13 protein-coding genes are annotated in these 12140 nt (G+C 62.4%); 10 read left to right on the top strand and 3 right to left on the bottom strand.

What is annotated here, in order from left to right; translation table 11 throughout:
• The first annotated feature begins 141 nt into the window (after positions 1-141).
• The 4 genes from EHW12_RS04370 to EHW12_RS04355 all read left to right on the top strand — a co-directional run bounded on the left by EHW12_RS04370 (position 142) and on the right by EHW12_RS04355 (position 3032).
• Entirely contained in the window at positions 142-1305 is a 1164-nt protein-coding gene (locus EHW12_RS04370; protein ID WP_003945509.1) for a steroid 3-ketoacyl-CoA thiolase, read from the top strand.
• A gap of 1 nt (position 1306) precedes the next feature.
• A complete protein-coding gene (locus EHW12_RS04365) occupies positions 1307-1795 on the top strand; it encodes a nitroreductase family deazaflavin-dependent oxidoreductase (RefSeq protein WP_047269597.1) in 489 nt (162 codons plus the stop codon).
• Positions 1796-1852: 57 nt separating this feature from the next.
• Complete coding sequence (locus EHW12_RS04360; protein ID WP_007734258.1) at positions 1853-2266, top strand: hypothetical protein; 414 nt, start codon at positions 1853-1855, stop codon at positions 2264-2266.
• A 94-nt stretch (positions 2267-2360) separates the two neighbouring features.
• Positions 2361-3032, top strand: a complete 672-nt coding sequence (locus tag EHW12_RS04355; protein WP_003945460.1) for a hypothetical protein — start codon at positions 2361-2363, stop codon at positions 3030-3032.
• Between the two features lie 67 nt (positions 3033-3099).
• Here the strand turns inward: EHW12_RS04355 and EHW12_RS04350 are convergent, their stop codons facing one another.
• Positions 3100-4014 (bottom strand): SDR family oxidoreductase, encoded by a 915-nt coding sequence (locus tag EHW12_RS04350; RefSeq protein ID WP_003945561.1) that lies wholly within the window; start codon positions 4012-4014, stop codon positions 3100-3102.
• Positions 4015-4116: 102 nt separating this feature from the next.
• Here EHW12_RS04350 and echA20 point away from each other — a divergent pair, with 102 nt between their 5' ends.
• From echA20 to EHW12_RS04330, 4 genes are read left to right on the top strand one after another with little or no spacing between them, the layout of a single operon-like run.
• Complete coding sequence (echA20, locus tag EHW12_RS04345) at positions 4117-4893, top strand: (7aS)-7a-methyl-1,5-dioxo-2,3,5,6,7,7a-hexahydro-1H-indene-carboxyl-CoA hydrolase (RefSeq protein ID WP_003945611.1); 777 nt, start codon at positions 4117-4119, stop codon at positions 4891-4893.
• A 7-nt stretch (positions 4894-4900) separates the two neighbouring features.
• On the top strand, positions 4901-5809 hold the full coding sequence (gene ipdA / locus EHW12_RS04340) for a cholesterol ring-cleaving hydrolase subunit IpdA (protein ID WP_125050317.1): 909 nt from the start codon (positions 4901-4903) through the stop codon (positions 5807-5809).
• Positions 5806-6561 carry a CoA-transferase gene (locus EHW12_RS04335; RefSeq protein ID WP_003945796.1) on the top strand — a complete coding sequence of 252 codons (756 nt, stop codon included), beginning with the start codon at positions 5806-5808 and terminating at the stop codon, positions 6559-6561. The genes ipdA and EHW12_RS04335 overlap by 4 nt, the downstream gene beginning before the upstream one ends.
• Positions 6558-7619, top strand: a complete 1062-nt coding sequence (locus tag EHW12_RS04330) for a nitronate monooxygenase (protein ID WP_007734249.1) — start codon at positions 6558-6560, stop codon at positions 7617-7619. The genes EHW12_RS04335 and EHW12_RS04330 overlap by 4 nt, the downstream gene beginning before the upstream one ends.
• Positions 7620-7697: 78 nt before the next feature.
• On the opposite strand, the gene EHW12_RS04325 is transcribed toward EHW12_RS04330, so the two are convergent.
• Positions 7698-8417, bottom strand: coding sequence for a helix-turn-helix domain-containing protein (locus EHW12_RS04325; protein WP_042449480.1), 720 nt, complete (start codon positions 8415-8417; stop codon positions 7698-7700).
• 250 nt (positions 8418-8667) lie between these two features.
• Here EHW12_RS04325 and EHW12_RS04320 point away from each other — a divergent pair, with 250 nt between their 5' ends.
• Positions 8668-9432, top strand: coding sequence for an SDR family oxidoreductase (locus tag EHW12_RS04320; RefSeq protein WP_007734247.1), 765 nt, complete (start codon positions 8668-8670; stop codon positions 9430-9432).
• Positions 9433-9515: 83 nt separating this feature from the next.
• Positions 9516-10670 carry a Rieske 2Fe-2S domain-containing protein gene (locus EHW12_RS04315; RefSeq protein ID WP_042449476.1) on the top strand — a complete coding sequence of 385 codons (1155 nt, stop codon included), beginning with the start codon at positions 9516-9518 and terminating at the stop codon, positions 10668-10670.
• Between the two features lie 246 nt (positions 10671-10916).
• On the opposite strand, the gene EHW12_RS04305 is transcribed toward EHW12_RS04315, so the two are convergent.
• A complete protein-coding gene (locus tag EHW12_RS04305) occupies positions 10917-12122 on the bottom strand; it encodes a crosslink repair DNA glycosylase YcaQ family protein (protein WP_042449474.1) in 1206 nt (401 codons plus the stop codon).
• Between the last annotated feature and the right edge of the window lie 18 nt (positions 12123-12140).

The raw sequence follows: 12140 nt of genomic DNA, 5'->3' as shown, positions 1-12140 counted from the left end.
GGGTGATGGGGATCCGTGATGTGTAACACGTTCTACTCTCATTGAAACACAAGCCTGCTTACTAGGAAAGGAAACGTCGGCAGGTCTTGCTTCCCGCAGAGAACCTGTTCTACTTTTTTATTACAAGGAAAGGAGCCCGCTGTGGGCACACCAGTAATCGTCGAGGCTGTCCGTACACCGATCGGCAAGCGCGGAGGTTGGCTCGCCGGTCTGCACGCCGCCGAGATCCTCGGAGCTGCACAAAAGGGAGTTCTCGACCGGTCGGGAATCGACCCGTTGCTGATCGAGCAGGTGATCGGCGGCTGCGTCACCCAGGCCGGCGCTCAGTCCAACAACATCACGCGCACGGCCTGGCTGCACGCCGGACTTCCGTGGCAGACCGGCGCAACCACCGTGGACTGCCAGTGCGGTTCGGCCCAGCAGGCGAACCATCTGATCGCCGGTCTGATCGCCACCGGCGCCATCGACGCCGGTATCGCCTGCGGCATCGAAGCCATGAGCCAGGTTCCCCTCGGCGCCAACGTCGGCGATCAGGCCGGACCGCGCCGACCCGCGACGTGGGACATCGACATGCCCAACCAGTTCGAAGCTGCAGAACGCATCGCGCGTCGACGCGGACTGACCCGCGACGACGTCGAAGCCCTCGGCGTCCGCTCGCAGGCGCTGGCCAAGCAGGCTTGGGAGGAAGGACGTTTCGACCGCGAGGTTCTCGAACTCTCGGCACCCCAGGTCGACAAGGAAGGAAACCTCACGGGCGAGACCAAGGTCGTCAATCGCGATCAGGGCCTGCGCGATACGACGGCGGAGTCCCTTGCCCGACTGAAGCCCGTCCTCGAAGGCGGGATTCACACGGCCGGAACGTCTTCCCAGATCTCCGACGGAGCGGCCGCAGTCCTGCTCATGGACGAGGACAAGGCTCGCGCGCTCGGATTGAAGCCGCGAGCCCGCATCATCGCCCAGGCGCTGGTCGGCTCGGAACCGGAATTCCACCTCGACGGACCGGTGCAGGCAACCAGCCGTGTCCTGGAGAAGAGCGGAATGAAGATCGGCGATCTCGATCTGTTCGAGATCAACGAAGCATTCGCATCCGTCGCACTGTCCTGGGCTCAGGTTCACGAACCTGACTTCGACAACGTCAATGTCAACGGCGGCGCGCTCGCTCTCGGCCATCCGGTCGGCAGCACGGGATCTCGCCTGATCACCACCGCACTGCACGAACTCGAGCGTCGCAACGGCTCGACGGCTCTGATCACGATGTGCGCCGGCGGCGCACTGGCCACCGGAACCATCATCGAGCGTATCTGAGATGACTACTCCCCCAGCCAAACCCAAGGGACTCGACGCTCCGGCGACGGTCAAGATCATCAAGTGGATGTCGAAGGCGAACGTCGCGATGTATCGCGCCACCGACGGGCGGCTGGGTAGCAAGTGGCGGGTCGGCAGCGCGTTCCCTCGCGGGCTGCCGATCTGCCTGCTGACCACCACCGGTCGCAAATCCGGCGAGGAGCGGATCAGCCCGCTGCTGTTCCTCGAGGACGGCGAGAACGTGATTCTGGTGGCGTCGCAAGGCGGTCTTCCGAAGAACCCGATGTGGTACCTCAACATCAAGGCAGACCCGGTGGTGACGGTGCAGATCAAGTCTCGGATCCGCTCGATGAAAGCCCGCGTCGCGGCCGAGGACGAGCGCGCTCGGCTGTGGCCGATGTTGAGGGCGATGTATCCGGATTTCGACAACTATCAGGCCTGGACCGACCGGGTCATTCCCGTCATCGTGTGCGAGCCACTGGAGAGTTAAACGAACTGTTTACAACAAAACGTTTACATTAACCCGGGTTCGTGCCACCCTGGGTTCATGACCGATGACCAGTTCAGACCGATCGATTCCGGCCGCGAACGCGCACATCGCGAGTACGCCGGACTCTTTCGAATCAGCGAGCGCCACGGCGCGACCCCAAGCCAGCGCGCGCGGCAATCTCATCCGGAGATGCTCGAGCCCTACGGCGCGGTGCGCGTCGTGGCTCGTCTTGCGGGTGGCACCGACACACCGCAGCCGAACGAACCCGAGGTCGACGATGCCGACGTCATGGCCGCGTTGACTCTGATCCCCAAGGCCCGAGCCGAAATGGAACAGCTGGAAGCACTGTTCCTCGGGATTGCCCGCGAACGGGGCATGACCTGGCAGGACATCGCTTTCGGGCTGGGACTCGGAAGCACTCAAGCCGCCCGCCAGCGCTACGAACGGCTCGTTCGCCGCACCGGAGGCTGAACGCGTGCCATAACCGGCGAGTTGGAGCACTATTGACTCGTACGGTCCGCACGGCGTTTCGACAGAGCCTCGAACACAGCAAGGAGTCGCATATATGACGACGCATATTCAAGATCAAATCCTGGACCGACGCGAGATCACCTCAGCCCTCGTGCGTGCGCTGGAGCGTCGCCACGAGGTGCTGGACGCAGTGGTCGACAGCAAGGACCACCAGGAGGCACTGACCACCGTCGCGGAACTCCTCGGCACGTCGGAAGCAAATGCCGAAGCAGTTCTGAGCCTCAAGTTCAGCGCACTGACCAAGGCAGCGCGCGATCGCATCCAGGGCGAGCTGGAGAATCTCGACGCCACTCTCGAATGGACGACGCTCGATCGTCCCGCGAGCAGCGGGCAGAACTTCACCCTGCGTCCGTTCAGCGACAGCGCAGAAGACAAGGCACTGTTCACGATTCGCTCGGCCGAGCAGCTCGGCGAAGACGGCAAGCCGTGGAGCGAGGATCGGATCGAAGCCGAGCGCGTCGGCGGTCTCGGTCGGATCGACGACGAGAGCGCTGCCTGGTTCGTCGCCGAGGACGTCTCCGGTGACGGCCCGAAGAGCGTCGGCCTGGTATTCGGCGAACTCGACGGCCAAGAGGTGAACGTGGCGATCTGGATCGCGCCGGAATCTCGCAAGAAGGGCTACGGCACAGCCTGCGTGAAGCATTCGCGGCGCGAACTCGCAGCTGAGTTCCCCGGCACCGTGTTGGTGGTTCGGGCGCCCGCGTAGGCGGCACGCCGCCTGTGAGTGGTTGAGGAGTTCCTGCACTCCTTAACCACTCACGGGGCCGGAGGCCCTACGCCCCGTACACCGGCGTCGGAATCTCCGCCTTCTCCAACAGCGTTGCCACGACGGGCCCGATCTCCTTCGGGTCCCAGCGATCTCCCTTGTCCTCGCTCGGGCCGTGACGCCAGCCCTCCGCGACGGTGATCTTTCCGCCCTCTACCTCGAACACCCGGCCCGTGACGTCCTTGGACTCGGCGCTACCGAGCCAGACGACCAGCGGCGAGATGTTCTCGGGAGCCATGGCGTCGAAGCCCTCTTCCGGAGCTGCCATCGCTTCTGCCATCGCCCCGCCCGCGCCGACAGTCATGCGTGTGCGCGCAGCAGGCGCGATCGCGTTGACACTGACTCCGTAATTCTTGAGCTCGGCGGCGGCCTGGATGGTCATCTCGGCGATGCCGGCCTTGGCCGCGGCGTAGTTGCCCTGGCCGATCGAACCCTGCAGTCCTGCACCCGAACTGGTGTTGATGATGCGTGCGTCGACGGTCTTGCCTGCCTTGGCCTCGGCGCGCCAGTAGGCAGCAGCGTGACGGAGCGGCGCGAAGTGTCCCTTGAGGTGCACGCGAATCACCGCGTCCCACTCGCCTTCGCTCATGCCGACCAGCATGCGGTCCCGCAGGAAGCCTGCGTTGTTCACGAGTACGTCCAGGCCACCGAAGGTGTCGATCGCGGTCTTGATCAGATTCTCGGCGCCCGCCCAGTCGGCGACGTCGTCTCCGTTGACCACTGCTTGGCCACCGGCGGCGATGATCTCCGCGACAACCTGCTCGGCCGGACTCTCACCGGTCGCGGAACCGTCGGCACCCGCACCGATGTCGTTGACGACGACCTTGGCGCCCTCGGCAGCAAATGCCAATGCATGCGCACGTCCGATACCGCGGCCAGCCCCGGTGATGATGACTACGCGTCCGTCGACCAATCCACTCATATTTGTCTCCTAATGCACTCTGCTCGGGCTTGTCGGCTCCGCTTGTGTGCTAACTTACCAAGCAATCGCTTGGTTTGGTACACAGACGTAAGGAATCCCGATATGGGCATCAGCACCTCCTCCGACGGAACCGGCATCACCACGGTCACCATCGACTACGCGCCGGTCAATGCAATCCCGTCCAAGGGATGGTTCGAGCTTGCCGACGCCATCCTCGACGCGGGCAAGGATCTCAACACTCACGTAGTGATCCTGCGAGCCGAGGGACGCGGATTCAACGCCGGCGTCGACATCAAGGAGATGCAGGCCACCGAGGGATTCGACGCGCTGGTCGCCGCCAACCGCGGTTGCGCCGCGGCCTTCGCGGCCGTCTACGACTGTGCTGTACCCGTCGTCGTGGCCGTCAACGGATTCTGTGTCGGCGGCGGCATCGGACTCGTCGGCAACGCGGACGTGATCGTCGCTTCCGACGACGCGATCTTCTCCCTCCCCGAGGTCGACCGCGGCGCACTCGGCGCTGCCACACACCTGTCGAGGCTGGTGCCACAGCACATGATGCGCACGCTCTACTACACCGCACAGAGCGTCGACGCGCACACACTCAAGCAGTTCGGCAGCGTCTACGACGTGGTCCCACGCGAGAAGCTCGACGAGTGCGCTCGCGAGATCGCCGCGAAGATCGCCGCCAAGGACACCCGCATCATCCGGTGCGCCAAGGAAGCCATCAACGGCATCGACCCGGTGGACGTCAAGGGCAGCTACCGCCTCGAGCAGGGCTACACCTTCGAACTCAACCTCCTCGGCGTGTCCGACGAACACCGCGACGAGTTCGTCGCCACCGGCAAGCCGCGCGAGAACGCAACCCAGAAGGAAGGCTGAGACAAACATGGCTAGCAAGCGTGACAAGACGAAGTCGCTCGACGAGGTAGTCGGCGAACTCCGCAGCGGAATGACTATCGGCTTGGGCGGCTGGGGATCTCGCCGCAAGCCGATGGCCTTCGTTCGTGCGATTCTGCGTTCGGACATCAAGGACCTGACCGTGGTCACTTACGGCGGACCGGATCTCGGACTGCTGTGCTCGGCCGGCAAGGTCAAGAAGGCGTACTACGGTTTCGTGTCCCTCGACTCCGCGCCGTTCTACGACCCGTGGTTTGCCAAGGCACGCACCGCCGGTGAGATCGAAGTCCGCGAGATGGACGAGGGCATGGTCAAGTGCGGCCTCGAAGCAGCTGCCGCTCGCCTTCCCTTCCTCCCGATCCGCGCCGGCCTGGGTTCGGACGTCCGCAACTTCTGGGGCGACGAACTCAAGACCGTCACCTCCCCGTACCCCGAGGCCGACGGCCGCTCCGAGACCTTGATCGCGATGCTTGCACTCAACCTCGATGCGTCCTTCGTTCACCTCAATCTCGGTGACAAGCACGGCAATGCCGCGTACAACGGTGTCGACCCGTACTTCGACGACCTGTACTGCATGGCCGCCGAAAAGCGTTACGTCTCCGTCGAACGCATTGTCGAGACCGAGGAACTGGTCAAATCCGTTCCACTGCAGAACCTTCTGCTCAACCGCATGATGGTTGACGCCGTCGTCGAGGCACCCAATGGTGCGCACTTCACGTTGGCCGGCGAAAGCTACGGCCGCGACGAGAAGTTCCAGCGTCACTACGCCGAGTCCGCCAAGACCCCCGAGTCGTGGCAGGCGTTCGTCGACACCTTCCTCTCCGGCAGCGAAGAGGACTACCAAGCCGCAGTAAAGAAGTTTGCCGATTCATCAAAGGCAGGGGAGCAGGCAAAATGAGCGAATCCACCGTCACCCGCGCAGAGTACGTTGTTCTCGCTTGCGCTGAAATCTTCTCCGGTGCAGGCGAAATCATGGCCAGCCCGATGTCGACGTCGTCCACCATCGGCGCTCGCCTGGCTCGACTCACCACCGAACCCGACCTGCTGATCACCGATGGTGAAGCCCTCATTCTCGAGGACACTCCGGCCGTCGGAACGAAGGGCCCCGTCGAAGGATGGATGCCGTTCCGCAAGGTGTTCGACGTCGTCGCTTCCGGCCGTCGCCACGTTGTCATGGGCGCCAATCAGCTCGATCGCCACGGCAACCAGAACCTCTCCGCCTTCGGCCCGCTTCAGCAGCCGACGCGTCAGATGTTCGGTGTGCGCGGCGCCCCGGGTAACACCATCAACCACGCGACGAGCTACTTCGTCCCCAAGCACTCCAAGCGAGTGTTCGTCGACAAGGTCGACGTGGTGTGCGGTGTCGGCTACGACCAGATCGATCCCGAGAACCCGGCTTACAAGTACCTGAACATCCCCCGCGTCGTCACCAACCTCGGTGTCTTCGACTTCGGCGGACCAGGAAACACCTTCCGCGCGTTGAGCCTTCACCCCGGCGTCACCGCCGAAGAGGTAGCCGAGAACACCTCGTTCGAGGTTGCCGGACTCGCCGAGGCCGGTATCACCCGTGACCCCACCGCCGAAGAACTTCACCTCATCCGCGAAACCCTCGATCCGCGCAACCTCCGGGACCGTGAGGTCTCGGCATGACCCCCACCCTGAAGACCGCGCTGACCGAACTGGTCGGTGTCGAGTACCCGATCGTGCAGACGGGTATGGGCTGGGTTTCCGGTCCCGCCCTCACGTCGGCAACGGCTAACGCCGGTGGTCTCGGCATCCTGGCTTCGGCCACGATGACGTACGACGAGCTCGAGCACGCGATCAAGAAGACGAAGCAGCTCACGGACAAGCCGTTCGGCGTCAACATGCGTGCCGACGCCACTGACGCCCCGCAACGCGCGGATCTGCTGATCCGTGAAGGCGTCAAGGTCGCGTCGTTTGCGTTGGCTCCCAAGAAGGAACTGATCGCCAAGCTCAAGGACCACGGCATCGTCGTCGTGCCCTCGATCGGTGCCGCGAAGCACGCGGTCAAGGTTGCATCCTGGGGCGCGGACGCCGTCATCGTCCAGGGCGGCGAAGGTGGTGGCCATACCGGCGGTGTGGCCACGACATTGCTTCTCCCCTCGGTTCTCGACGCGGTCGATATTCCGGTCATCGCCGGTGGCGGATTCTTCGACGGCCGCGGGCTGGCTGCCGCACTGGCGTACGGCGCTGCCGGTGTCGCGATGGGAACGCGATTCCTTCTCACCAGCGACTCTTCGGTGCCCGATTCCGTCAAACAGGAGTATCTCAAGCGCGGACTGACGGATACGACTGTCTCCCGCAAGGTCGACGGCATGCCTCATCGTGTGCTCAACACCGACCTGGTCAACAGCCTCGAAGGTTCCAGCTATGCAACCGGTTTGATCGCCGCGGCCAAGAATGCCACGAAGTTCAAGGCCATGACGGGCATGAAGTGGTCGACCCTCGCCAAGGACGGTCTCGCGATGAAGCGGTCGGGTGACCGCACGCTGATGCAGATCATCATGGCAGCCAACACACCGATGTTGCTCAAGGCCGGACTGGTCGAGGGCAACACGGAAGCCGGTGTTCTTGCTTCGGGTCAGGTTGTCGGCATGATCAACGATCTGCCCAGCTGCAAGGAACTGATCGAAAGCATCATGGAAGGTGCCGCGGGGCGTATCGACGCGCTTGCGGCTCTTCGCTGACACAGCTCTATCCGAGTGCGTCTCCCCCACTGCGCTTTACGCGTAGTGGGGGGAGGCGCACTCTTTGCGTTTGTCGGACTATCCCGTCTTCTCCTGCTCGAACCCGTCGATCATTCCGAAATACTGCGAGATCGCTGCTGCCGCCATCTGTACGGGAGCGGCGTTCCTCTTGTCTATCGTGCCGCGAATCAAGGGCCCACAAATCGAGAGACCTACTGGCATGTGGTCGAGCACCCCGATTCGCGCGCCGATACAGCCCATCCCGGAATTGCAGATTCCGAACGCAACTGCGTGTTGGCGAACGTCATTGGCGTTGTGCGACGATGCCACCGATCTGTTGCCGGCGCTCAACAGTGACTTCCCGATGGTCGACGCTTGCGCTGGGATACGTGAGCCGACGCGAGTCTGAAGGTCGGGGACCATCAGGCTCCCGATCTTCTGGATGTAGCGCACATGGTTTCCTTCCAACACCCCGAGGTGCACGGCGTGTCCAGTCACGAAATGCAATTGCTGAAGTAGGGGCGTAACCACTCGATCCACTTTGTTTCGATACAGCGAGAGCGCGCCCAGATCTCCTAGCTTGTCGCCTATCTCGTACTCGAGTCCTTCGCGGCGTAGCCAGTTCATCCTCACGAGTTTCAGTAGCATCCGGTGCACGGACGATCGCGGAATCCCGGTTCGGCGCGCGACCTCCCCCAATGTCAGCCGAGGCGCGTCACGAAAGCAGTCCACCACCACCGACAGTCTGTCGAGAGTTGACATGGGGATGGACTCTTCGGTGATCGGTCCGACCAACATCGATGTCTCCGTTCCGGTGGCCCGCCGCTTCGGCAGCCAACATTCGTTCCGCCCATCTGAGCTTCCGTGGACACACGACGCCAGTACGTTTCCCACGCAGCGGGAGATGCATCTGCATGGGCTCTCACCAGCACCTATACCGATGATCGGTCATGTTCGTTGAGCCCGAATCCATCCCTCGTCACAGTGATGACCGGAGCCCATCAGATCATGCGGCGCCGAGCAGAACGCTTCAAAATCAGGAGGACACATGAATGCTTCATCCCCGTCGACAGGCGTGATCATCACCGGCGGCGCATCCGGAATCGGATTGGCCTCCGCCCGCGCGCTCGCGGCGATCCGACGACCAGTCGCTCTCTGGGATATCGACGAGGCAAAAGCGGTCGATCAGGCAGCAGTGATCTCCTCCGAATTCGGCATCGACGCCATCGGAGTGGGAATCGATCTCACGAGAGCGGACGACTACGCGGCCGCATTGGCCACAACCCGTTCCTCACTTCCCTCCATCGGCGGACTTGTTCACTCCGCCGGGGTCGTCGATATCGGATCCCTCGAAGGAGTGACGCTCGACGTGTGGGAGACGGGTATCAACACCCATCTACGTCCGCTCATCCTGTTGGTTCAACAGTTGATGCCTGATTTCACGGCCAATCCCGGTTCGGCAATAGTCGGAATCGCTTCGATCAACGCAACTTTGGGCAATGCAATCAACCCTGTCTACTCCGCTGCAAAGGGTGGGATGTTGTCGATGGTCCGATCGCTGGCGGACCGACTGGGCCCGGACGGCATTCGGATCAACTGCGTCTCTCCCGGACAGATTCTGACCCCTCTGCTTCAGCCGACCGTAGACGCATTGGGTGACGGGGCATTCGAACGACGCATCCTCCTCGGCAGGCTCGGTCGCCCGGAGGAAATCGCACACGCTGTCCGCTTCCTGCTGTCCGACGAAGCAAGTTACATCACCGCAACGGAATTGGTTGTCGACGGCGGCAACATCTCGTCGCAGCGTATGTGACTTGCCCAGAGATTTACCCCCCTTCGACTGTCGTACAACGTCGCTCGGTCCAGCCCACCGGGTGCACTCACGAAAGGAAGAACATGACAATTGCGGATGTCAATGAATCGGAAGAGGTTCGCATCATCGACCAGGGAGAACCTCCCACTCGATTTGCCCGCGGATGGCACTGCCTCGGCCTCGCCAAGGACTACAGCGACGGGAACCCGCATTCCGTCGAAGCTTTCGGTACCAAACTGGTCGTCTTCTCCGACTCGCATGGCGAACTGAAGATCCTCGACGCGTACTGCCGTCACATGGGCGGCGACCTGAGTCAGGGCACGGTCAAGGGCGATTCGATCGCGTGCCCCTTCCACGACTGGAGGTGGGGAGGCAACGGTAAGTGCACCGCGATTCCCTATGCTCGACGTGTCCCCCCGCTTGCCAAGACCCGCGCTTGGACTGCGCTCGAACAAGACGGGCTGCTCTTCGTCTGGCACGACCCCGAAGGCAATCCGCCTCCTGCCGAAGTCGCCATACCGATCATCAAGTCTGCGGAGCACGAGTGGACCGATTGGGTCTGGAAGTCGATAGTCATCGATACGAACTGCCGAGAAATCGTCGACAACGTCGTTGACATGGCGCACTTCTTCTACGTGCACTTCTCGTTCCCCACCTATTTCAAGAATGTCTTCGAAGGACACGTCGCCATCCAGGAGCAGAGCGGCATCAACCGCGACGACATCGTGACCTGGACCGACCCCGACGTACCGAAGTTGGTGTCGAATCTTTCGACAGCGGCCTACCACGGACCGTCGTTCATGATCGACGACTTGCGCTACGTCTACGAGAACTTCACGACCGATTCGGTGCTGATCAACTGCCACTACCCGGTGAGCCCGAACAAATTCGTACTCATGTACGGCATTACCGTCCAGAAGTCCGCAGAGATGCCCGCCGAGTTCGCCGATCAACTTGTCGACGCGATGATCGGATACATCGGTGTCGGGTTCGAGCAGGACATCGAGATCTGGAAGAACAAGACCCGCATCGACAATCCGCTGCTCTGCACCGAGGACGGTCCGGTATACCAACTGAGGCGGTGGTATGAACAGTTCTACGTGGACGTCGCCGACGTCACGCCCGAGATGGTCGACCGTTTCGAATTCGAGATGGACACAAGCAAACCCATCGAAGTGTGGAAGCAGGAAGTCGCTGACAACATCGCACGCAGGGCCGCCGCAGGAGTAGGGCAATGACCATGGAACCGCTGGACTGCGAGCGGTGCGGAACATACGTCCTCGTGGAGAAGAACAGCTGGCATCACACGTCGACCCAGTGGCGATCAGATTCGCGCACGGCATGTTTGGAGTACCGCGACGATGCTGAACCGCCGAGAATTCGATCCGGAAGTTGTTCCGCATTGAGAAATTCCATCAGCAGGGCCGCAATCGACGGGCGGATAACCGTTCCCGAATGACAATCTCCCTCGCGGCCTTGAAGGCTCACCTCATGGCGGCGGCCAACTGCTGAGACAACGTGCCTTTGTTCTCCACCTCGATGGTGTCGCAGCCCTGCCAACGCGCAGTTCTCCGAAGGAGTTCCGCCAACCGCGGCGCAGTGTCGGCGTCCGCGGTGGGTTCGGCCCACGCCGCGCGGACAAGCAGTCGACGGTTCTGACGGTCGTTCTTCAGATCAACTCGGGCGCAGATCTTGTCGTCGATCAACACCGGGAGCACGTAGTATCCGTGAACTCGCTTGTGCGCCGGAGTGTAGATCTCGATCCGGTAGTGAAAGTCGAAGAGCCGCAACGCTCGATCGCGTGCCCACACTACCGGGTCGAAGGGTGACAACAGCGCATCCGCACGGATGGACCTGGGACGCTTCGCTCGCGGATCGATCCACACCTCCCTTGCCTTGCCTCGACGCTCCCAGCCGTCGACGGACACCCGGCGCACGCTGCCGGCGTCTTCGAGTTCCTGCAAGGCCGTTCGTGCTTCTGCGCTGGGCAGACGAAAGTAGTCGGCGATGTCGTCGAGGGTGCCGAGACCGTGTGCCTTCACACCCCGCAGCACCAGTTCGCGTATCGCCTCCGACCGCTCGACGTGTGCGTCGAGTATCTCGGGTGCAAGCATCTGCTCGGCCAGGCCGTAACGACGCTCGAAACCGGCGCGCCCCGCCGAGACCACCTCGCCCCAACGGAACAGCGTCTCGAGCCCGACCTTCACGTCGGACCACCCCCACCACGGACCGCGCCGCGTGTTCGCCTCGTGTTCGATCTCGCTCGCCGCCATCGGACCGTTGTCGCGCAACTCCTGCCGCAACCAATCGAGGAAGACGCGCCGATCGGAAGCCCACCCGTCCTTGTCACTCAACGCTTTGGCGCGAAACTGGTCCATCCGCCAGCGGAACAACGGCCACATGTCCACCGGCAAGAACGTTGCTTCGTGACCCCAGTATTCGAGGTATCCCGAACCGGGGGTGAAGGCAAGCTGATCGAGTCTGGATTTGTCGTATGCGCCCAATCGCGCATAAACGGGTAGGTAGTGACTGCGTTCGAAGACATTGACCGAGTCGATCTGCAGCACCTGCAGCCGGTCCATCACGCCGACCAGATTGCGACGCGTCACCGTCGTGGGATGCGATTTGCCGAATCCCTGAGCGGCAAGCGCTATGCGACGGGCAGCTGCCAGTGACACGACTTCGCTCATAGTGGGCCAGACTACGCA

Source organism: Rhodococcus sp. NJ-530 (assembly GCF_003860625.1).
In the GTDB taxonomy this organism is placed as follows: domain Bacteria; phylum Actinomycetota; class Actinomycetes; order Mycobacteriales; family Mycobacteriaceae; genus Rhodococcus_F; species Rhodococcus_F qingshengii.
Note: the sequence above shows the minus strand (reverse complement) of the source record. Positions and strands in the feature narration are given on the sequence as shown.

Excerpts from the sequence above, each read along its gene's own strand:
- EHW12_RS04365 (WP_047269597.1), top strand. The coding sequence starts at position 1,307 with ATGACTACTCCCCCAGCCAAACCCAAGGGACTCGACGCTCCGGCGACG.
- EHW12_RS04360 (WP_007734258.1), top strand. The coding sequence starts at position 1,853 with ATGACCGATGACCAGTTCAGACCGATCGATTCCGGCCGCGAACGCGCA.
- EHW12_RS04355 (WP_003945460.1), top strand. The coding sequence starts at position 2,361 with ATGACGACGCATATTCAAGATCAAATCCTGGACCGACGCGAGATCACC.
- EHW12_RS04350 (WP_003945561.1), bottom strand. The coding sequence starts at position 4,014 with ATGAGTGGATTGGTCGACGGACGCGTAGTCATCATCACCGGGGCTGGC.
- echA20 (WP_003945611.1), top strand. The coding sequence starts at position 4,117 with ATGGGCATCAGCACCTCCTCCGACGGAACCGGCATCACCACGGTCACC.
- ipdA (WP_125050317.1), top strand. The coding sequence starts at position 4,901 with ATGGCTAGCAAGCGTGACAAGACGAAGTCGCTCGACGAGGTAGTCGGC.
- EHW12_RS04335 (WP_003945796.1), top strand. The coding sequence starts at position 5,806 with ATGAGCGAATCCACCGTCACCCGCGCAGAGTACGTTGTTCTCGCTTGC.
- EHW12_RS04330 (WP_007734249.1), top strand. The coding sequence starts at position 6,558 with ATGACCCCCACCCTGAAGACCGCGCTGACCGAACTGGTCGGTGTCGAG.
- EHW12_RS04325 (WP_042449480.1), bottom strand. The coding sequence starts at position 8,417 with ATGTTGGTCGGACCGATCACCGAAGAGTCCATCCCCATGTCAACTCTC.
- EHW12_RS04320 (WP_007734247.1), top strand. The coding sequence starts at position 8,668 with ATGAATGCTTCATCCCCGTCGACAGGCGTGATCATCACCGGCGGCGCA.
- EHW12_RS04315 (WP_042449476.1), top strand. The coding sequence starts at position 9,516 with ATGACAATTGCGGATGTCAATGAATCGGAAGAGGTTCGCATCATCGAC.
- EHW12_RS04305 (WP_042449474.1), bottom strand. The coding sequence starts at position 12,122 with ATGAGCGAAGTCGTGTCACTGGCAGCTGCCCGTCGCATAGCGCTTGCC.